Annotated in this window: 4 protein-coding genes; all 4 read left to right on the forward strand. The window is 75.6% G+C overall.

Translation table 11 applies throughout. The features are described 5' to 3' along the window. The first annotated feature begins 435 nt into the window (after positions 1–435). The 4 genes from ACFWAR_RS11305 to ACFWAR_RS11320 are packed head-to-tail and all read left to right on the forward strand — an operon-like array spanning position 436 to position 22,815. A complete protein-coding gene (locus tag ACFWAR_RS11305) occupies positions 436–15,465 on the forward strand; it encodes an SDR family NAD(P)-dependent oxidoreductase (RefSeq protein WP_385775530.1) in 15,030 nt (5,009 codons plus the stop codon). Further along, complete coding sequence (locus ACFWAR_RS11310; RefSeq protein WP_385775533.1) at positions 15,462–18,947, forward strand: amino acid adenylation domain-containing protein; 3,486 nt, start codon at positions 15,462–15,464, stop codon at positions 18,945–18,947. The genes ACFWAR_RS11305 and ACFWAR_RS11310 overlap by 4 nt, the downstream gene beginning before the upstream one ends. Positions 18,948–19,003: 56 nt before the next feature. After that, entirely contained in the window at positions 19,004–20,137 is a 1,134-nt protein-coding gene (locus ACFWAR_RS11315) for an OzmP (protein WP_385775535.1), read from the forward strand. Positions 20,138–20,196: 59 nt separating this feature from the next. Next, positions 20,197–22,815, forward strand: coding sequence for a type I polyketide synthase (locus tag ACFWAR_RS11320; RefSeq protein ID WP_385775537.1), 2,619 nt, complete (start codon positions 20,197–20,199; stop codon positions 22,813–22,815). Positions 22,816–22,828: the final 13 nt, after the last annotated feature.

The following is a 22,828-nucleotide window of genomic DNA, read 5'->3' on the forward strand; positions in this document are numbered from 1 at the left end:
GACGATCACTCCTCTAGGCTCCAACTAGCCGAGTCCGAGTTGACTCGGTAGCGGGTTCACCGACTGGGACCCGGAGCTACGGGGTGACGGAATCGGCATTCATGCCGACGGGCTTTTCGGGGGATCACAGTGAAGCTGTGCGGTATTTCGACGGGGACAGGCCCCGATTTCTCTCCAGTGGCGTAGCCGCCAGGGACTTTCCTCTATGTGACGCCATCGGCAGCAGCCGGTAGGTGCTCTATGGTCATGCCTTTTGTCAACCAGGAGTTTCCTCCTGTCCATTTCGCCGGTTTCGCCCGTGCCGGGCACCGGCAGAATTCAACGCCCATTGTCGGACCCGCATGAAATGTGTGGGGATCATGGGGTCGTGCCGGAATTCATCAGCGATTCGCCTGTCCCCATCCGGTCAGGCCAGCGAAAGGGAGAGTTGGGTCAGTGAGCAGCCCCGAAGGTCCGATGGTGAACGACACGGATGTCGCGATCATCGGCATGGCCGGGCGTTTCCCCGGCGCCGACGATCTCGATTCCTTCTGGCGGCTGCTGAGCGAGGGCCGCGAGGGAGTCACCCGTTTCAGCCGCGAGGAGCTCGCCGCCGCCGGAGTGCCCCGCCGCCTGCTCGACGACCCGGACTACGTCCCGGCCCACGGCGTACTGCCCGACGTCGACCTCTTCGACACCGGCTACTTCGAATTCACCCCGGCCGAAGCCGAGTTCACCGACCCCCAGCACCGGATCCTGCTGACCGCCGGACACGCCGCGCTGGAGCACGCGGGCTACGACCCCGCCCGCCACGACGGGCTGATCAGCGTCTACGCGGGCGCGGCCATCAACACGTACCTGCAACAGCAGGTCCTGCCCCACGTCGACCAGAGCACCACCTCGAACCACTTCGCCGTGATGGTCGGCAACGACAAGGACTTCCTCGCCACCCGGCTGGCGTACAAGCTCGACCTCAAGGGCCCCGCCTACACCGTCCAGACGGCCTGCTCCACCTCCCTCGTCGCCATCCACCTGGCCTGCCAGGGCCTCATCAACGGCGAATGCGACATGGCGCTGGCGGGCGGCGTCACCATCAAGCTCCCCCAGGAGAAGGGATACCTCTACGAAGAGGGCGCGATCCTCTCCCAGGACGGGCACGTGCGCACCTTCGACGCCGACGCCAGCGGCACCGTCCTCGGCAACGGCGTCGGCGTCCTCGTCCTCAAGCTGCTCAGCGACGCCATCGCCGACCGCGACACCATCCACGCCGTCATCAAGGGCACCGCCACCAACAACGACGGCTCCGGCAAGGTCAGTTACGCCGCCCCCGGCGCCGCCGGACAGAGCGCCGTCATCCGCGAGGCGCACGCCGTCTCCGGCGTCGACCCCCGGTCCATCAGCCACGTGGAAGCGCACGGCACCGGCACCCGGCTCGGCGACCCGGTCGAGGTCTCCGCCCTGACCCGGGCGTTCCGCGCCGGCACCACCGACACCGGCTTCTGCGCCATCGGCTCGGTCAAGTCCAACCTCGGCCACCTCGACGCGGCCGCCGGTGTCGCCGGGGTGATCAAGACCGCGCTGATGATGCGCCACCGGACCCTGGTGCCCACGCTGAACTACCGCACGCCCAACCCCGCCATCGACTTCGCCTCCGGCCCCTTCACGGTCACCACCGAGACCCGGCCCTGGACCGGAGACGGCCCGCTGCGCGCCGGGGTCAGCTCCTTCGGCATCGGCGGCACCAACGCGCACGCCGTGCTGCAGGAGGCCCCCTCCGTCACCACCGGCGCCCCCTCGCGCCCCGGCCAGGTCCTGGTCCTCTCCGCCCGCACCGCCACCGCGCTGCGCACCGCCGCCGACCGGCTCGCGCGGCACCTGGACGACGGCGCCGGCGACACCGGCACGGACGGCCCCGGCGAGGAGCACGCCGCCGCGGCCCTGCTCGCCGACACCGCCTACACCCTGGCCGTGGGCCGCCGCGCCCACGAGTTCCGCCTCGCCGTCCACGGCGCCGACCGCGCCGCCCTGGCCGAGGCCCTGCGCGCCGCCACCGTCCCGACCGGCCACGGCGCCACCGAGATCTCCTTCGCCTTCACCGAGCACGTCCCGGGCGCCGAGGCGCTCGCGGCCGAATGGGCCGCCGCCGAACCCGCCTTCGCCGCGCACCACGCCGCCGCCCTGGCCGCGGGCGCCGCCGAGCAGGGGGAGCGGGGGCTGGCCTTCGCCCTCCAGTACGCGCTCGGCCGACTCTGGCTCGACTGGGGCGTGCGTCCCGTCGCCGTCCACGGCGACGGCCTCGCGGCCCGCGTGGCCGCCTGCGTGACCGGCGCCCTCGACCTGGCCGACGGCGTCGCCCCGCAGGCCCCCGCCCCCAAGGCGGCGCGCGGCTCCGGCATCCCGCTGCGCAGCGCCCAGGAAGAGGTCCGCGGCCTGGTCCTCGGCGTCTCCGACGGCCCCTGGCAGGGCGTCGCCCGCGCCTGGCAGGCCGGCGCCGACATCGACTGGACGGCCTGGTTCGACGGCGAGGAGCGCGGCCGCGTGCCGCTGCCCACCTACCCCTTCGAGGGTCGGCGCTGCTGGATGACCGCTCCCGCGCCCGCCGCCGAAGCCGCCCCCGACCACGAAGGCCGCGGACCGCACCCGCTGCTGGACGAGAACGTCTCCACCCTGGACACCCTGGCCTGGCGCAGCTCCCGCTCCGGCGAGGAGTTCTACCTCGCGGACCACCGCGTCGCGGGCGCCCCCGTCATGCCGGCCGTGGGCCACCTGGAACTGGCGCGCGCCGCGGGCGAACTGGCCTTCGACGGCCCGGTGCGGCTGCGCGACGTCTCCTTCGAGCAGCTGCTCTCCTACGCCGAGGGCCCGCGGACCGCCCTGGTCTCGCTGTGGCAGGAGCAGGAGCAGGAGCAGGACGCGACGGCGCACGACCTGACGGACCCGGTCGACCCGGTCCGCTTCGAGATCGCCGAGGACGACCGCGTCCACGCCGCGGGAACCCTCCTGCCCGGAGCGCCCGCCCCGGCCGCCCCGTACGACCTCGCCGCCGCGGCCGACCGCTGCCCCGAGGCCGTCGCCCACCAGGACTGCTACGCCCTGCTGCGCGAGCGCGGCCTCGACTACGGTCCCCGGATGCGGGCCCTGGCCGAGGTGGCCCTCGGCGACGGCGAGGTCCTCGCCATGCTCGAACTGCCCGAGGGCGCGGCCCTCGACGGCGCCCTCTTGAACCCGGCCCTCCTGGACGGCGCCCTGCACGCCCTCGTGGTGCTGCTCTCCCGTGCCTACGGCGACGCCGCCGACGGCTTCCTGCCGCTCGCCCTCGACGAACTGACCGTCCACGCGCCGGTCGACGGAGCCTGCTGGGCCCACGTCGAGGCGGGCCGCACCGGCGAGCGCTCCGCCGTCGCCGACCTGAGCCTGCTCGACTCCGACGGCCGGGTGCTGGCCCGCCTGGCCGGGCTCACCGTCCGCGTCCTGAAGGACGACGCGCAGCCGACCGGGCCCACCGCGGAGCTGCTGGTGCGCCACTGGGTCGACGCCCCCGCCGAGCCGACCGGCCACCGTCCCCGCACGGCCCTCGTCGTGGCCGAGGACGAGGCCCGCCGCACCGAACTGGACGCCCTGCTGCGCTCCCTGGGCGCCGAACACGTCACCACCGACGGCGCCCCGGACACCGCCCCGGACACCGTCGTCGTGGACGAGCCCACCGCCGGTCAGGCCCTCGACCTGGTCCGCGAGCTGCTCCGCAGCCGCCCCGCGACCCCGGTGCGGATCCTGCTGGTGCACCGCCACGAGGCGGCCGGGGCCCGCCCCGAGCGCGCCGCGCTGGCCGCCTTCGCCCGCACCGTGCGGGCCGAGAACCCGCTGCTCGCCGTGCAGGCCGTGGGCCTGACCGCGGACGCGGACGAACCCGCGGCGCTCACCGCCGAACTCGCCGGCCCCGGCCGCGACGCCGAGGTGCTGCACACCGCCGCTGCCCGCCGCCTCCCCGCGTACCGACCCGCCCCGGCCACCGAGCCGGTCCCCGTCCGCGACGGCGGCCACTACCTGGTCACCGGCGGCGCGGGCGGCCTCGGCCGGATCGTCGCCGACTGGCTGACCGCCGACGCCGACTGCCGCGTGGTCCTCCTGGGCCGCAGCGAGGAGCCCGCCGCCGCACCCGCCGACGAGCGCGTGAGCTACCTCCGCGCCGACGTGTCCGACCCCGAGGAACTCACCGCCGCGCTGGCGCGGGCCCGTACGCTCCACGGCCCCTTCCACGGCGTCGTGCACGCCGCCGGAGTCCTGCGCGACGGCTTCGCCCTCACCAAGTCCGCCGAGGACCTGGAAGCGGTACTGGCCCCCAAGGTGGCCGGGCTGCGCGCCCTGGAGGCCGCCACGGCCGAGGACCCGCTCGACTTCTTCGTCGCCTTCTCCTCGATCGCCGCGCACATCGGCTCCGCCGGACAGAGCGACTACGCCTACGCCAACGCCTACATGGAGGCCCACGCCGAGCGCGACGGCCGCACGACCGCGGTCGCCTGGCCCATGTGGGCCGAGGGCGGCATGCGCCAGAGCGCCGAGGCGGCGGCCGACATCGCCACCACCACCGGCTTCGCGGTCCTGCCCACCGAGGCGGGCCTGGACCTGCTGCGGCGGGCCCTCGCCACCACGGGCGCGGTGGTCGCCGGTTACGGGGACACCGCGCGGATCACCACCGTGCTCGGCGCTCCGGTCGCCGCTCCCGCCCCCGCGGCCGCGGACGCGGCGGCCGACGGCGCCGAGCGCGGCGAGGGCCCCGCCCCGCGCGAGGCCGCCCTGGCAATGCTGCGCGAGCTGATCGCGGCCGAGACCGGGCTGGTGGCGACCGAGGTCGCCGAGGACGCCCCGTTCGACCGCTACGGCATCGACTCCCTGATGATCACCAAGCTCAACCGCGAACTGGACCGCCGCATCCAGGGACTGTCCAAGACCCTGTTCTTCGAGTACGCCACCCTCGGCGAGCTCGCCGACCACTTCGCCGAGCACCACGCCGCCGAACTGCTCGCCGCGCACGCCGGTCGGTCGGCCTCCGCGGCGGCCCCCGCCCCCCGCCCGGCCGCCACCGCCGCGCCCGCCCGCACCCGCCCGGGCCGCACCTCCCGCACCGCCCGCGCGGCCGCGACCCCCGCCGCCGCGGCGGCCGACGCGGTCGACGGGGACGACGAGGCCATCGCCGTCATCGGCCTGGCCGGCCGCTACCCGATGGCGGACGGCCTGGACGAGTTCTGGACCAACCTGCTCGACGGCCGGGACTGCATCACCGAGATCCCCGAGGACCGCTGGGACCGCGACCGCTGGTACCACCCGGACCCGGCCAACCCCGGTACCGCGCACACCCGTTGGGGTGGGTTCCTGCGCGACGTGGACCGCTTCGACCCGCTGTTCTTCGGCATCTCCCCTCGCCAGGCGGAGCTGATGGACCCCCAGGAGCGGCTCTTCCTCCAGAACTCCTGGCACGTCCTGGAGGACGCCGGCTACCGCCGCGCCGACCTCTCCGGCGCCCCCGTCGGCGTCTACGTCGGCGTGATGTACGGCGAGTACCAGTTCCACGGCGCCGTGGACGTGCTGCGCGGCGGCCGCCCGCTCACCGGTTCCTCCTTCGCGACCATCGCCAACCGGGTCAGCTACGCCCTCGGGCTCTCCGGCCCGAGCCTGGCGCTCGACACCATGTGCTCCTCCTCGCTCACCGCCATCCACCTGGCCTGCGAGAGCCTGCGCCGCGGCGAGAGCGAGCTGGCGATCGCCGGTGGCGTCAACGTCTCGGTCCACCCCTACAAGTACGCCTTCCTCAGCCAGGGCCGGTTCCCCTCCTCCGACGGCCGCTGCCGCGCCTTCGGGGCGGGCGGCGACGGCTACGTGCCCGGCGAGGGCGTCGGCGCCGTCCTGCTCAAGCCCTACCGCCGGGCCCTGGCCGACGGCGACCGCATCCACGGCGTCATCCTCGGCAGCGCCGTCAACCACGGCGGCAGGACCAACGGCTACACCGTGCCCAACCCCCGCGCCCAGCAGCGCGTCGTCACCGCCGCCCTGACCCAGGCCGGGGTGGACCCGCGGGAGATCGGCTACGTCGAGGCCCACGGCACCGGAACCGCCCTCGGCGACCCCATCGAGCTGACCGGCCTCACCGCCGCCTACCGCGCGGCCGACGGGTCCGAAACCGCCCCCGGCCACTGGCCGATCGGCTCGGTCAAGACCAACGTCGGCCACCTGGAGTCCGCCGCCGGCATGGCCGGACTCACCAAGGTGCTGCTCCAGTTCGCCCACGGCACGCGGGTCCCCTCGCTGCACGCCGCCGAACTCAACCCGAACATCGACTTCGACCGCTCCCCGTTCCGGGTCCAGCGCACCGCCGAAGCCTGGCCCGCCGGGGACCGCCCCCGCCTGGCCGGCCTCAGCTCCTTCGGCGCGGGCGGCGCCAACGCGCACCTCGTGCTGCGCGAGGCCCCCGAGCCCGCCCCGGTCGCCGCCGCGCCCGCGGCCGAGCAGAGCGTCGAGGAGCCCGTGCTCTTCCTGCTCTCCGCCCGCGACGAGGAGCGGCTGCGCGCCTACGCCGACACCGCCGCGCGGTTCCTCGAAGCCGAGCGGGTCCCGCTCGCCGACCTCTGCTTCACCACCCAGGTCGGCCGCGAGGCCATGGCGGTCCGGCTCGCGGTGCTCGCCACCGACGGCGCCGACATCGTCGCCGCCCTGCGCCGCTACGCCGAGGGCGGCCCGTTGCCCGGGACCACCGGCGCCACCGGGTCCGAGCAGGACGGTCCGCTCGCCGCGGCGGCCCTGCGCTGGCTCACCGGCGCCGAGGTGGACTGGGCCGCCGAGCACGCGGGACGCCCCGGCGCGGCCCCGCGCCGCACCGGCGCCCCGCTCTACCCCTTCGCCGACGAGCGCTACTGGATCCCGCTCGACCTTGACCCGCACCCGGAGACGGGCGCGACCGTTCTGCACCCGCTGGTCGACGCCAACGAGTCCACCGTGGCCGAGGCCAGGTTCCGCAAGACCCTGCGCGCCGACGACGCCCTGCTGCGCGACCACGTGATCGAGGGACGCCCGCTCCTCGCGGGCGCCGCGACGCTGGAGTTCGTACGGACCGCCGCCGCGCTCGCCGAACCGGGCGTGCGGCACGCCCTGCGCGAGGTCGTGTGGGGCCGGGCCGTCGAACTGCCCGCGGACGCCGCCGAACTGGCGCTGTACGCCGCCTTCCGGGCCGACGGGGACCGGCTGGCCTTCGAGGTCTTCTCCCGCACCGGGGACGCCCGCACCACCCACGTCCAGGGCATCGCCGTCCCCGCGGCCCCCGTCGAGCCCGGCGCCGCCGACCTCGACGCCCTGCGCGGCCGACTGGCCCCGGTGCGCGACCGGCAGGCCGCCTACGCCGACTACACGGCCGCGGGATTCCACTACGGCCCGTCCTTCCAGGTGATCGACGAGATCCGCACCGGACCGGGGGAGGCACTGCTCCGGCTGAGCACCGACCCCGCCGCGCTCGGCACCGACCTGCCCCCGGCCCTGCTCGACGGAGCCCTGCGGGCCTGCCACTGGGCCGGTCGCACCGAGTCCCCGCGCCCCGGCGCACTGGAGGTCCCCTTCAGCCTCGGCGCGCTGGAGGCCCACGCCCCGCTGCCCGCCGTGTGCTTCGCCCACGCCCGCCTGATCGGCGAGAGCGCCGGCATCCGCCGCTTCGAGGTCGACGTCCACGACGAGCAGGGCCGCGTACTGGCCCGCGTACGGGACTTCGCGGGCCGCACCCCGACGGCGGCGGCCACCTCGGCCGCCACCGCGGCGGTGGCGGCGGCTCCCGCCGCCGACGACGCCACCGCCACGGGCGAGGCCCGGTTCTACGAGCCGTACTGGCGCCCCGCCGCCGCACCCGCGGCGGCGGACGCCGCCGCGCTGCCCGGCACCCTCGCCGTGCTGGGCGAGGACGCGGCCCTGGTGGACGCCCTGGCCGCGACCGGTGCCTGGCGCCGGGTGGTCGCGGTACCCGAGCTCGGGCAGGCCCGCACGGACCGGCTCGCCGACCTCGCCGACGAGCACGGCCTCGACCTCGCCCTGGTGCGGGACCCGGCCCTGCGCCCCGCGTCCGCCCCGGACGCCGAGGACGGCCCGGGCGCGGGCCCCGAAGAGCTGGAAGCGCTCTGCTTCGAGGTGCTCGGCCTGCTGACCGCGACCGCCGAGGGCACGCTGCCCGGCCGCGTCCGGTGCCTGCTGGTCCACCCGCAGGACGCCGGGGCGGACCGCCCCGAGCAGGCCGCACTGGCCGGCTTCGCCCGGTCCACCGGCCCGATCACCGCCCGCTTCGAACTGCTCACCCTGGGCCTGCCGCACGACCTGGACGCGGCCGGTCGGGCCGCCGCCGTCGCCGTCGAGCTGCGCGCCGCCCCGCGCGCCGCCGGTCTGGAGGCGCGCCGCACCACCACCGGCGGGCGCGAGGTGCGCGCCCTGCGGCAGGCCGCCGCCGCGACCGCCACCGGGCAGAGCACCGGGACGCCCCTGCGCGAACACGGCGTCTACGTGATCACCGGCGGCAACGGCGCGATCGGCCGGCTGCTGGCCGAGCACCTCGCCCGTACCCACCGGGCGAAGCTCGTGCTCGTCGGCCGCTCCGAGCCCGACGCCGACGCCCTCGCCTGGCAGCGCGCCCTCACCGACCTCGGCGCCGAGGTCCTGGCGCTGAGCGCCGACGTGGCCGACGCCGCCGCCCTCGCCGCCGCCCTCGCGACGGCCCGGGAGCGCTTCGGCGCCCCGCACGGGGTGTTCCACCTCGCGGGCGTCGCGGACGACGGCCGGGCCACCGACGGCGACCGCGAGCGCTTCGCCCGGGTGCTGGCCGCCAAGACCCGCGGCCTGGTCCACCTGGACCGGCTGACCCGGGACGACGCCCTCGACCTGTTCGTGGTCTTCTCCTCCGTCTCCTCCCTGGTCGGCGACTTCGGCGCGGCCAGCTACGCCACCGCGAATCGTTTCGCCGACCTGTACACCGTGCTCCGCGACTCCTGGGCCGCCCGGGGCGCGCGCCACGGCCGGAGCCTGTCCCTGGGCTGGCCGCTGTGGTCGGTCGGCGGGGTCGACGATCTGGTCAACCCGGCCGAACTGACCGCGTACACGCGGCGCAGCGGGATGCGGGCGCTCACGGCCGAGCAGGGCCTGGCGGCGTTCACCGGCTCCTTCGCCGTCCCGGCGCCGTGGCTGGTCCCGGCCTGGGGCGAGCCCGCGGCCCTGGACGCGGCGCTGGTGGAACCGGACGGCGCGACCGGTACCGCCCACCGGCCCGCACCGGACACCGCACCGCACACCGCCCAGCCGCCCGTCGCCGCGGCCGCCGACGTGCGCGCCCGGCTCGTGGAGCACCTGGGCGAGGTCCTGTCCGAGGTGTTGGGGCTGCGCGCGGGGCGGCTCGACAGCCGCGTCCCGCTGGACGACTACGGGCTGGACTCGGTCCTGGTGATGGAGTCGAACAGGCTGCTCGGCAAGGACTTCCCGGGCCTGCGCGGCACGGTGTTCTTCGAGTGCCGCACGGTCGAGGAGCTGGCGGCGCACGTCCTTGCCGAGCACGCGGACGCGGTGGCACGCCTGTTCCCCGCCCCCGCACCCGCCGCCGCACCCGTCTCCGCCCCGGCGCAGGCCCCCGCCCCCGTCACCGCGCCCGCTCCGGCCCCCGCCCCCGTGCGCTCCGCCGCGGCTGCGGCCCCGGCCCCGGCAGGGGACGAGCCCATCGCCGTCATCGGCATCAGCGGGCGCTACCCGCAGGCCCGCGACCTGGACGAGTTCTGGCAGAACCTGGCCGACGGCCGGGACTGCGTGGGCGAGGTCCCCGCCGACCGCTGGGACGCCGACGCCCTCTTCGACGCGGACCCGGCCGCCCCGGGCCGCAGTTACAGCCGGTGGGGCGGCTTCCTGTCCGACGTCGCCTCCTTCGACTCGCTGTTCTTCCAGATCTCGCCGATGCAGGCCCGCTCCATGGACCCGCAGGAGCGGCTCTTCCTGGAGACCGCCTGGTCGGCGCTGGAGGACGCGGGCTACCCGCCCGCGCGCCTGCCCGCCCCCCGCTTCGGCGGCCAGGGCCACGACGTCGGCGTGTTCGTCGGCGTGATGTGGAACGACTACGCGGTCCTCGCGGCCGCCGAGTCGGCGCGCGGCAACCACCAGGTGGTGCTGGCCAACCGCTCCTCGATCGCCAACCAGGTCTCCTACTTCGGGGACTTCCGGGGCCCGAGCGTGGTCGTGGACACCGCCTGCTCGGCCTCCCTGGTCGCCGTGCACCAGGCGTGCGAGAGCATCCGCCGGGGCGAGTGCGGCTACGCCGTCGCGGGCGGCGTCAACGTCGCCGTCCACCCGGACAAGTACGTCCACCTCAGCCGCAAGACGATGCTCGCCGCCGACGGCCGCTGCCGCGCCTTCGGCGCCGGGGGCAGCGGATACGTGCCGGGCGAGGGCGTCGGAGCGGTCGTGCTCAAGCGGCTGTCCGACGCGGTCCGCGACGGCGACACGGTCCACGCCGTGATCCGCTCGACCGCCGTCAACCACGGCGGCCGCACCAGCGGCTACACCGTCCCCAACCCGCACGCCCAGCAGGCCCTCGTCGAGCAGGCGCTCGCCGCGGCCGACGTCGACGCCCGCACCATCGGCGTGCTGGAGGCGCACGGCACCGGCACCGCGCTCGGCGACCCGATCGAGCACACCGCGCTGGCCCAGGCCTACGGCAAGCACACCGCCGACACCGGGTTCTGCGCGCTGGGCTCGGTGAAGTCGTCCATCGGCCACCTGGAGGGCGCGGCGGGCATCGCCGGTCTCACCAAGGCGGTCCTCCAGCTGCGCAACGCCACCCTGTTGCCCACGCTGCACGCCGAGGAGACCAACCCGGTCATCGACTTCACCGGCTCCCCCTTCACCGTCCAGCGCGAGCGCGCCCCCTGGCCGCAGCCGCTGGCCGAGGACGGCAGCCCGCTGCCCCGACGGGCCGCCGTCAGCTCCTTCGGCGCGGGCGGCACCAACGCCCACGTCATCGTCGAGGAGTACCTGGCGCCCGAGCCCGCCCCGCAGGCCGCCGAGACGCCCGAACTGATCGTCCTGTCCGCCCGCGACGCGGGGCGCCTGACCGCCTACGCGGCCGAGCTGGGCCGCGCCCTGACCGCGCGGGCCGCCCGCACCGACGGCGCCCCCGTCCGGCTCGCCGACGTCGCCTACACCCTGCGGGTCGGCCGCGAACCGATGGCCGAGCGCCTGGCGTTCGTCGCCGCCGACCTCGCCGACGCGGCCGCGCGGCTCACCGCCGTCGGACGCGGCGAACAGGGCCAGTGGTTGCACCGGGGGCAGGTCCGCCCGCACCCGATGCTGGAGCACCTGCTGGCGGCCCGGACCGGCGGCGAGGACTTCCTGTCCGCCCAGGTCCGCGCGGGCCAGGACGACATGATCGCCCGACTGTGGGTGTCCGGCATCACCGTGGACTGGAACCTGGTCCACCGGATCCGGCCCGCGACCCGGCGCACGGTGTCCCTGCCCACGTACCCCTTCGAGCGGGTGCGCCACTGGATCGACCTCACCGGCTCCGCCACCGCGGCCGCCGCGATCACCGCCCCGACCGCCTCCGCCGCCGCTCCGGCGGCCGCCGGGCCGCTGTGGCGCCGGACCCTGACGCCGGACGCACCGGTGCTCCGCGACCACGTCGTCGACGGCCGCCCGGTCCTGCCGGGCGTCGGCCACCTCGACCTGGTCGCCGAGGCCGCGGGCGGCGCCGGTGGCGCCGTGATCGGACGGGCCTTCACGGACGTCCGCTGGATCGCCCCGCTCGCCGTGACCGGCGGCGAGGAGCGGGCCGCCGTCCGCTTCGACGCCGAGGGCTACCAGGTGCTCGGCGGCGACGACGCCCCGCGCTCGCGCGGCCGGCTCACCGACGCCGCACCCGCCCCGGCCCCCCTGGACACCGAAGAGCTGCGGGCCCGCATGGAGAGCGGCCCCGGCCAGGAGGCGTTCTACGCCCTGCTGCGGGGCCAGGGCCTGCCCTACGGCCCGTTCTACCGCCGCGTGGAGCAGGTGTGGACGGGCGGGGACGAGGTCCTCGGACGGCTCGGCCGCAGCGCCGACGACGGCGCCCACGCGCTGCACCCGGGCGTCCTGGACGCCGCCCTGCACACCTACGCCGCCCTGCTGGCGCGGCGCCGCGGGGCGCAGGCCCGGCCGATGCTGCCCTTCGCGGCCGACCGCGTCGACGTCTTCGGTCCGGTGCCGGACCACGGCTGGTCGTACGTGCGGGAAACCGGCACCGACCGCTGCGACGTGTGGGTCCTGGACGCGGCGGGCGAGGTCCGGGTCCGCTTCACCGGCCTGACCTACCGCCAGGCGAAGGCGCCGACCGTCGTCGCCCACCGACCCGTCTGGATCCCCCGCGCGGCCGAGGAGGGCGCCGCGCCCGCCCGCCGCGTGCTGCTGGTCGCCGGCGCCCTCGACGCCGAACCGGCGGCCGGGATCGCCCGCGCCCACCGGGGCGCCGAGCTGACCCGCCTGGAGATCGGCCCCGGCGGCCTGGTGGAGGCGGAGCTGGACCGGGCCCTGACCGGCCCGGGCGCACCCGACCTCGTCTACTTCCTCGGCACGGGTACGGGCCCGGACACCGCGCCGGGCGCCCCCGTCGGCGCCGCCGCGCTGCGCGCCGCCAACGAGCGCGGACCGATCTCGCTGTACCGCCTGGTCCGCGCATTGGACCGGCACGGTCTGCTCGAAGCGGAGCTCCGGCTGAAGGTCGTCACCCACGACGTCCACCCGCTGGAGCCCGGGGACGACTCCGCCCCCTGGTCGGCCGGACTGGCCGGTCTGGCGACCGTGGTCGCCAAGGAGTACCCGGCCCTGAAGGTCGCCCTCGTCGACGTCCGCGCCGCCGAGGCCGCCGACGCGGCCGCCCTCGTGGCCGCCGAACCCTTCCCGGCGCGCACCACCGCCGTCTCCCTGCGGGCCGGCGTACGCCGGGTCCGCGTGCTGGAGCAGGTCGAACTCCCGGCGTCCACCGGCCGGTTCCGCACCGGCGGCGTGTACCTCGTCATCGGCGGCCTGGGCGCCGTCGGCCGGGACACCTGCCGCTACCTGGCCACGACCTACCGGGCCAAGCTCGTCGTCGTCGGCCGCTCCCCGCTCGACGCGGCGCGCCAGGAGGTCCTCGCCGACCTGGAAGCGGCCGGGGCCGAGGTGCGCTACCTGCCGCTCGACGCCACCGACCCGGGGGCGCTCACCGAGGCGGTCGCCCTGGCCAAGCGCGAGTTCGGCGCCCTGCACGGCGTCGTCAACGCGGCGATGGTGCTGGTCAACCAGGTCGTACGGGAACTGCCCGAGGCCGAGCTGCGCGCGGCCCTGACCTCCAAGACCGACACCACCGTCAGCCTGCTGGACGCGGTCCGCGGGGAGGCCCTGGACTTCGTGCTCTTCTACTCCTCCGGGGTCGCCTTCGAGGGCAACCACGGACAGGCGGGCTACGCGGCCGGCTGCACCTTCGCCGACGCCTACGCCCTGCACGCCGCCCGCACCCTGCCCTTCCCGGTCCGGGTGCTCAACCTGGGCTACTGGAACGCGGGCGGGGACGCGGAGCGCGAGCGAGTGCTGCGGCGCTTCGAGGCCGCCGGGATCCGGCCCTTCACCGCGGAGCGCGGCATGGCCGTGGTCGAGCGGACCCTGGGCGCCGCACTGCCCCAGCTGCTCGCCCTCGACGCCGACCAGCACATCCTGGACAACCTGGGCGTGGTCGCGGACCGCACGCTGACCGTGCGCCCCGCGGGCCCCGCTCCGGCCGCGGCGCCCGAGGTCCGCTTCGCCGCCGACCCCGCGCGCGACGGTGAACTGCGCTCCTACCAGGTCGCGGTGGCCGAGGCGGAGGAGCTCGCGCACCGCCTGCTCGCCGCGGCCCTGGACCGGGCCGGACTGTTCAAGCTCCTGGAGGGCCGTCCCGTACGGGCCCACGGGCGCACCGAACTCGCCGAGCTGCTGGGCGTGGTGCCCGAGCACGCCGACCTGTTCCGGGTCCAGCTCGACATCCTCGCCGCGACCGGATTCCTGTCCGCCACCGGTGACGGCGCCGACGGCCTGCTCCCCGGGACCCGCCCGGTGGAGCTCGAGTCCGGCGTGGTCCGGGAACTGGACGCGCTCATCGCCCGGCACCCCGGCATCGCCCCCGTCGCCTCCCTGCTGCGGGACTGCCTCGGCGCGCTGCCCGAGGTGCTCACCGGCCGGCTCGGCGCGATGGAGGTGCTCTTCCCCGACGGATCAGCGGAGCGGGTGGCCGCCGTCTACCGCGGCGACCCGGTCACCGACCGGTGCAACGCGGAGGTGGCCCGGCTCGTCGTGGCCCAGGTCGAGGCCCGGCGCGCGGCCGCGCCCGGCACCCCGGTCAAGGTCCTGGAGGTGGGCTCCGGCACCGGCGGCACCAGCGCCGCGGTGCTGGCCGCGCTGGCCCCCTACGCCGACGAGGTCGAGTACGTCTTCACCGACGTCTCCCCGGCCTTCGTCCGCAAGGGCCGCGGCCGCTTCGGCGCGGCGCACCCCTTCGCCCGCTTCGAGGTGCTGGACATCGAGGCCGGTCCCGGGGCGGGCCCGACCGGAGCGGGCATCGAGGACGGCGCCTACGACGTGGTCTTCGGCACCAACGTCTTCCACGCCACCCGCGACCTCGCCCACACCCTCGCGCAGACCAAGCGGCTGCTGCGCGGCGGCGGCGTGCTGCTGCTCGTCGAAGGCACCCGGCCCCAGCACCAGTTGGCGCTGATCTTCGGCCTGACCTCGGGCTGGTGGCTCTTCACCGACGCGGAGCAGCGGATGCCCGGCTCGCCGCTGGCCGCCGAGCGGCAGTGGCGCGACGTGCTCGGGGCCGGTGGATTCCACGGCATCAGCACCGGCTCGCCGACGACCAGTGCGGGTACGGCCTTCCAGAGCGTGATCGCGGCGGTGAGCGACGGCCTGGTCGCGGCGGCCCGCCCGGTCGCCCGCCCGGCCGCGGCGGCGCCCGCGCAGGCCCCCGCCACGGCCGTGGTGCACCCCAACGCCCCCGCCCCCGCCCCCGCGCCGGTCCGTCCGGACGACGCGATGGAGACGGTCACGGCGGTGTTCGCCCGGGTGCTGGAGATGGCCCCCGAACAACTCGACCCCGACCTCACCTTCGAGAACTACGGAGTGGACTCCCTGGTGGTGCTGGACCTGACCCGGGCCCTGGAGGCCGTCCACGGGCCGCAGCCGGCGACCCTGCTCTTCGAGCGGATCACCATCCGGCAGCTCGCTGAGCACTTCTCGCGCGACGCCGCGCCCGCGGCCGACCCCGAGCCCGGGCCGGTACGGGCGACCCCGGCCGCCGCACCCGCACCCGCTCCCACCCCCGCCCCGCAGGGCCCGGCCGACGGCGCCGAGACGCTCGTCGCGGGCCTGTCCGACACGGCCGTCGAAGAACTGCTGGCCGAACTGCTGGGCCGCGACGGCGGCTCCGAAGGAGGAAACCGATGACCGCCGTGCCCTTCAGCTGTGTGGTGGTCGGCGAGGAGGCGCTCCTCGTCGAGTGCACCAAGGTGCTGCTCGCCCGCGGCCACACGGTGGTGGCCGTGGTCAGCCCGTCGCAGCCGCTGCGCGCCTGGGCCGAGGGCGCCGACCTGACCGCCGTGCCGTTCGGCCCGGACCTCGTCGAGCGCCTCGCACCGCTCCGCTTCGACTACCTGTTCAGCATCGCCAACCTGCGGATGCTGCCGGACGAGGTACTGGAGCTGCCCGCCCGACTGCCCGTCAACTTCCACGACGGGCCGCTGCCCCGGCACGCCGGTCTCTTCGCCACCAGCTGGGCCGTCCTGGAGGGGGACACCGACCACGGCGTCGCCTGGCACGTGATGACCCGCGAGGCCGACACCGGCGACCTGCTCAAGGCGCGCGCCGTCAAGGTCGGTTCGCGGGCGACCGCGCACGACCTCGACGTGGCCTGCTACGACGCCGGCATCGAGTCCTTCACCGAGCTGGTCGACGAGCTCGCCGCGGGCACCGCCACCCGCACGCCGCAGGACCTCGCCCTGCGCACCTACCACGGCAAGTACGACGGCCCCCCGGGCGCCGGTGTCCTCGACTGGCGGCGCCCCGCCGCCGAGCTCGACGCACTGGTGCGCGCCACCGACTTCGGCCGCCGCCCCAACGGCTTCGGCACCGCGCTGCTGGCGCTGGGCGACGACGCCTTCGCCGCCGTCCGCACCCTGGAGCCCACCGGGCGCCCCTCCACCGCCGCACCCGGCACCGTCGTCGACTGCGGCCCCGACGGGCTCACCGTGGCCACCGCCGACCACGACGTGCGCCTGACCGCCCTGACCACGCTCGACGGGGAGCCCGTGGACCCCGCGGCGCTCGCCGACGCGGCGGCCCGCGACCACGGGAGCAGGCTGCCGCTCCTGACCGGGGAGCGGACCGCCGAACTGGCGACGGCCCTGCGCGCCGCGCACCGCCAGGAGGGCCGCTGGCTGCGCACCCTGGCCGCGCTCGAACCGCTGCTCGCGCCGCGGTTCGGCCCGCTGCCCGAGCGCCCCCGGTCCGCGGGGCCCGTCGCCCTGCCCCCGGCCCTGGTCACCGGCGCCGCCCCGGCCCCGGAGCGGCTCGCCCTCGCCGCGGTGCTGGGCTTCCTCGCCCGGCTGGCCCGCGGCGGCGAGCGCGACGTGGCCCTGCCCGTGGCGGCCCCCGCCGCGCTGCTGGTGGCCGAGGTCCCGCTGCGCGCCCCCGAGGGGCTGCTGGAGCGGACGCTGCCCGAACTCGCCGAGCTCGTGGGCGCCGAGGCGGCCGCGCTGGCCGCCCGTTCCCCGTACCGGCGCGACCTGCCGCTGCGCCACCCGGCCACGGCCGCGTCCCACGGCGGCTTACCCGTCGCGGTCCTGCTCCCGGGCGCGGCCCCGGACGCTCCGGCGCCCGCCGAGCGCGCGCTGACCGTACGCATCGAGGCCGACGGCGCGGTCTCCTTCCACCGCGGCGCCGGGCTCACCGAGGGGCACGAGGGCTGGCTCGCCGAGCACTTCGCGCTCTTCCTGGCCGCCGCGGCCGAGAGCCCGCGGCTCCCGCTGGCCGCCCTGACGCTGCTCGGCCCCGAGGAGCGCGACCTCGTCCTCGACCGGTGGAACGACACCGCCGAGGAGTACCCGCGCGAGCGCACCCTCACCCGGCTCGTCACCGACATCGCATGCGCCGCGCCGGACGCGCCCGCCGTACGGGACCGGGGCCGGGAGCTCGGCTACGGCGAGCTGGAGGCCGCCACCGACGGGCTGGCCCGACGCCTGGCCGAGCTGGGCGCGGGACCGGGCGACCGGGTGGGCGTCTACCTGGAGCGCGGCGAGCGGCTGCTGGTCTGCCTGCTGGCCGTGCTCAAGACCGGCGCGGCGTACGTACCCATCGACCCGATCTACCCCCCGGCCCGGATCGGCCACATGCTCGGCGACTGCGGGGCCCGGCTGGTCCTGACCGACGACGCCCTCGCCGACACCCTGTCCGGCTTCCCGGTCACCCCGGTCCTGGTCACCGAGCAGGACACCCGGCCGGACCCGGCGGCGCCCGCCGCCGCGCCGCTGGACCGCTCGGACCCGGACGCGCCCGCCTACGTCATCTACACCTCCGGATCCACCGGGCTGCCCAAGGGCGTCCAGGTGGGCCACCGGGCACTGGTCAACTTCCTCTGGACGATGGCCCGGCGGCCCGGCTTCGGCTCCGCCGACTCGCTGCTCGCGCTCACCACGGTCTGCTTCGACATCGCCGCCCTGGAGCTGTACCTGCCCCTCGTGCGCGGCGGCACCGTGGAGGTGCTGCCCGCCGAGGTCGCCGCCGACGGCTTCGCGCTGCGCGAGCGGATCGAGGCCGCCGCGCCCACCGTGCTCCAGGCCACGCCCACCACATGGCAGATGCTCCTCGCCGCCGGTTGGCCCGGCGACCCGGACCTGCGGGCGCTGTGCGGCGGCGAACCGCTGCCGGGCGAGCTGGCCGCCGTACTCGTCGGCCGCGTGGGCGCCCTGTACAACATGTACGGCCCCACCGAGACCACCATCTGGTCCACCGTCGACCGGGTACCGGCGGGCGGCGCCGTCACCATCGGCCGCCCCATCGGCAACACGCGCTGCCACGTGCTCGACGAGCGGGGCGTCCCCGTACCGCCCGGCATCCCCGGGGAGCTGTACCTGTCCGGCGACGGCGTCGCCGACGGGTACCTGGGGCGCCCCGAACTGACCGCCGAGCGCTTCGTGGCCGCCCCCTTCGGCGAGGGCCGCGCCTACCGCACCGGCGACCTGGTGCGCCACCTGCCCGACGGGCGGCTGGAGTACCTGGAGCGCATCGACGGGCAGATCAAGCTCAACGGCTACCGGATCGAGCTCGGCGAGGTCGAGTCGGCCCTGCGCCGGATCGACGGGGTCACCGCGGCCGTGGCACTGGTCCGCGAGGACCGGCCGGGGGAGCGCCGGATCGTGGGCTACGCCACCGGCCGCGGCCTGCCCGGGCCGGACGCGCTGCGCGCGGCCCTGCGGGACGGCGCCCTGCCCGCCTACATGGTCCCGGCCGCGGTCGTGGTGCTGGACGCCCTCCCGCTCACCCCGAACGGCAAGATCGACCGCAAGGCGCTGCCCGCCCCGACGAGCCCCGGCCGGATCGCCGGCGGCGGCGCGGCCGTCCGCAGCGGCACGGAGGGACGGATCGCCGAGGTCTGGTGCGCGGTGCTGCGCCTGGACCGGGTCGGCGCCGAGGACAACTTCTTCGATCTGGGCGGCGATTCGCTGGGCCTCACCCGCGTGGTGGCCCTGCTCCGCGAGGCCCTGGACCGACCGGTCTCGCGCCTGGACATGTTCGGGCACCCGACCGTCCGGGCGATGGCCGCCCACCTCGTCGCCGCCGACGCCGCGACGGGGCCCGCCCCGACGGCGCGGCGCGGGCGCGACACCGCCGCCCTCGCCGGGCGCCGCAACCGACGCGGAGGCCGGGCATGACCGGTAGCTCCGCCCATCACGCATCCACCATCCAGTCAGGTACCCCAGGGGGATCCATGTCCGTGTGCACCGTCTGCTCGCTCAAGGCCGACCATCCCGGAGTCGTCCTCGACGACAAGGGGGTCTGCAACCTGTGCACGATGGACTTCGCCGAGGACCTGCTGGAGAACTACCGCTACACCAGCAAGGTGTTCACCGAGTTCCAGCAGGCCCCGCCGGCCACCGGGGAGTACGACTGCCTCTTCATGTACAGCGGCGGCAAGGACAGCACGTACATGCTGGACAAGTTCGTCAACGAGTACGGCAAGCGGGTCCTGGCCTTCACCTTCGACGTGCCGTTCGAGAGCGTGCACGCGGCGCAGAACATCGCGCTGGCGAAGGAGAAGATCCCGGCGACCTTCGTGCTCGACGCCGACGACGACAACATCAAGCTGATGATGCGCGAGGTGTTCACCCGCAAGGCGCCCAAGAAGCCCGGCAAGTACCTCGACGAGAAGCTGCCCTGCGTCTCCTGCCGCACCTTCTTCGTGCTGCGGGCCATCCTGATGGCCTACCGGCAGAAGATCCCGTACATCGCGCTGTGCGCCGACCCGCAGCAGATCCTGACCATGGAGTCCAACGTCCGCGAGGTCGTCCGCGGCTTCTACAAGACCTTCGGCGAGCGGCTGGCCGACACCCTGTTCGGCGGGGAGCTGGAGGCGCTCCTGTTCGACGAGGACGAGAACCTCCCGAAGATCGTCTTCCCGTTCATCGCGACCCGGCACGAGTACGACCCCGACCGGATCGTCGAGGAGCTCCGCGCGAAGGGCCTCTACCAGTCCTCGCCGCTGGAGACCCACTGCACGCTCTTCCCGCTGCTGAACTACTACTCGTTCAAGAATTTCGACTGCATGTTCTACAAGTTGAACGCGGCCAGTCACGTGCGGTCGGTGCAGCGCAACGCCGACTACGACCGCAACACCTTCAGCATCAAGTTCCCCCGCTCCCTCGACCTGCCCGTGGTGGAGGAACGGCTCGGCAAGGTGGTCCTCGCGCTCGCCGCCGGCGAAGGCACCCGCGAGGACCACGAAGCGGAGCTGGTGGACCTGTTCCAGCGCATGGACGCCACCGAGGACGCCGCCCGCTTCGTGGCGGCCAGCTTCCTGGACATGCGCGCGGTCGCCGCCGATCTCGGCATCCCGCTGGGCTGACGCCCGCGGCCCCGACCGACCCCCACCCAGCTCCGAGAACCCGACGAGGGAGACCCACCATGACCGTTTCCGCCACCGACTCCGCATCAGACTCCGACATCGCGATCATCGGCATGGCCTGCCGCTTCCCCGGCGCGGACTCGGCCGACAAGTTCTGGGACGTGCTGCGCGAAGGGCGCGAGACGCTCACCCGCTACACCGACGAGGAACTGCTGGCCGCCGGCGTGCCCGCGGACCGCCTCGCCGACCCGCGCTACGTCAAGGCCGCGCAGACCATCCCGGACACGGACCTGTTCGACTCCGAGCTGTTCCAGTTCACCCACGACGAGGCCGAGATCCTCGACCCGCAGCACCGGATCTTCCTGGAATGCGCCCACGAGGCGCTGGAGCGGGCCGGATACGACCCCCAGCGCACCGACGGCCGCATCGGCGTCTACGGCGGCGCGGGCATGAACACCTACCTGCTGCACAACCTCGGCGAGCGCTACCGCGCGGCCGGTTCGGTCGACCACTACCGGCTGATGCTCGCCAACGACAAGGACTTCCTGGCCACCCGCACCGCGTACAAGCTCGACCTGCGCGGGCCGGCCATCAGCATCAACACCGCCTGCTCCACGGCGCTCGTCGCCGTGCACACCGCCTGCCTCGCCCTGATCGGCGGCGAGTGCGACATGGCACTGGCCGGAGCGGTCCACCTCGGCCCCAAGGACCGGGGCTACCAGTACCAGGAGGGGATGATCTTCTCCCCGGACGGGCACTGCCGCGCCTTCGACGCGGAGGCGCAGGGCACCGTCATCGGCAGCGGCGCGGGCATGGTCGTCCTCAAGCGGCTCGCCGACGCGATCGCCGACGGCGACTGGATCCACGCCGTGGTCAAGGGCTCCGCCGTCAACAACGACGGGTCGAACAAGACCGGTTACACCGCACCGAGCATCGCCGGACAGGCCGAGGTCATCGCCGACGCCCAGGAGGTCGCGGGCATCGCCCCCGAGAGCATCGGCTACGTCGAGGCCCACGGCACCGGCACCCCGCTCGGCGACCCCATCGAGGTGGCCGCCCTCACCCGGGCGTTCCGCCAGGGCACCGAGCGGGTCGGCTACTGCGCCCTCGGCTCGGTCAAGACCAACATCGGCCACCTGGACACCGCCGCGGGCATGGCCGGTCTGATCAAGACGGCGCTGATGCTGGAGAACGCCACCCTGGTGCCCAGCCTGCACTACACCCGGTCGAACCCCGAGATCGACTTCGAGACCGGCCCGTTCTACGTGAACACCGAGACCACCAAGTGGCCGCAGGGCGAGGGCCTGCGCCGGGCCGGGGTCAGCTCCTTCGGCATCGGCGGCACCAACGCGCACGTCATCCTGGAGGAGCCGCCGACCCGGGCCGCCGCCCCGCGCGGCCGGGACCGCGAACTGCTCGTGCTCTCCGCGCGCTCCGAGGCCGCCCTCCAGCAGTCCGCCGCGGCCCTGGCCCGCCACCTCAAGCAGCGGCCCGACCTCGACATCGCCGCCGTCGCGCAGACCCTCTCCCTGGGCCGCCGCGGCCACGGCCACCGCCTCGCCCTGGTCGCCAGGAGCACCCGCGACGCCGCCATGGCCCTCGCCCTCGGCGACGCGGACCGCCTGCACCAGGGCGCGCCGAAGGGCGAACCGGCCGCCCCCGTCCTGGTCCTGGACGGCTCCGGCGCGGACGCCGCCGACCGCGCCGAACTGTACGACGCGGTCCCCGCCTACCGGGACGCCGTGGACGCCTGCACCGGCGCCGGAGCCGGCGAGGCGCACGAGGACTTCGTCCACGGCTACGCCCTCGCCCGCGCCCTGCTGGCCTGGGGCATCGAGCCGGCCGCCCTGGCGGTCACCGGCACGGGCGCCCCCGTCGCGGCGGCCCTGTCCGGGGCCCTCCCGCTCGAAGCGGCCCTGGCCCTGGCCGAGGGCCGCACGCCGGGGCAGTGGCAGGCGCCGAGCCTGCCCGTGCTCTCCCCGCGCACCGGCGCCTGGATGACCGAGGAGGACAGCCGCACCGCGCACGCCTGGACGGGCACCGGCGACCTGTCCGGCCTCGACGCCCAGCTCACCGGCACCGGGCGGTTCGCCTTCCCGCTGGCGCCGCAGGACGACGAACCCGCGGGCCTGGCCCACCTCCTGGGCCTGGCCGGGCGGCTGTGGACGCTCGGCGCCGCTCTCGACTTCGACGCCGTGGGCGGCGCCGAAGCCCGCCGGGTGCCGCTGCCCACCCACCGCTTCGAGCGGCGTCGGCACTGGGCCGAGCCCGGCACCCGCACGGCCACCGCCGCCGAGCCGCAGGACACCGACCGCCTGATCGGCCGCTTCGACGCCCAGGACCCGGACCACAACCGCCGCCTGGTCACCGACTACCTGGTCGAGGAGATCGGCAAGGTCCTCGGCGGGAGCCACCTCGCCGCCCTGGACACCAGCCTCTTCGACCTCGGCCTCGACTCCCTGGTGCTGATCGAGATCGTCGCCAAGCTCTCCGAGGAGCTGGACTTCGCGGTCCCCGCCACCTCCTTCGTCGAGTTCCCGACCATCCGCGCCTTCGTCGACAACCTGGCCGAGCTGATGGGCTTCGCCGCGGCGGCGAACGGCGCCGCGCCCGTGGCCGACGGCCGCACCTCGCGGCGGGCGCAGCGCGCCGCGGCCGCCCAGGGCCCCGCCGCCTGACCCGCCGCGCGCC

The sequence above is a fragment of the Streptomyces sp. NPDC059917 genome, from assembly GCF_042730635.1.
Classification (GTDB): domain Bacteria; phylum Actinomycetota; class Actinomycetes; order Streptomycetales; family Streptomycetaceae; genus Streptomyces.

Bases quoted from the DNA above. Each gene is read 5' to 3' on its own strand.
- ACFWAR_RS11310 (WP_385775533.1), top strand. From the start codon at position 15,462: ATGACCGCCGTGCCCTTCAGCTGTGTGGTGGTCGGCGAGGAGGCGCTC.
- ACFWAR_RS11315 (WP_385775535.1), top strand. From the start codon at position 19,004: ATGTCCGTGTGCACCGTCTGCTCGCTCAAGGCCGACCATCCCGGAGTC.
- ACFWAR_RS11320 (WP_385775537.1), top strand. From the start codon at position 20,197: ATGACCGTTTCCGCCACCGACTCCGCATCAGACTCCGACATCGCGATC.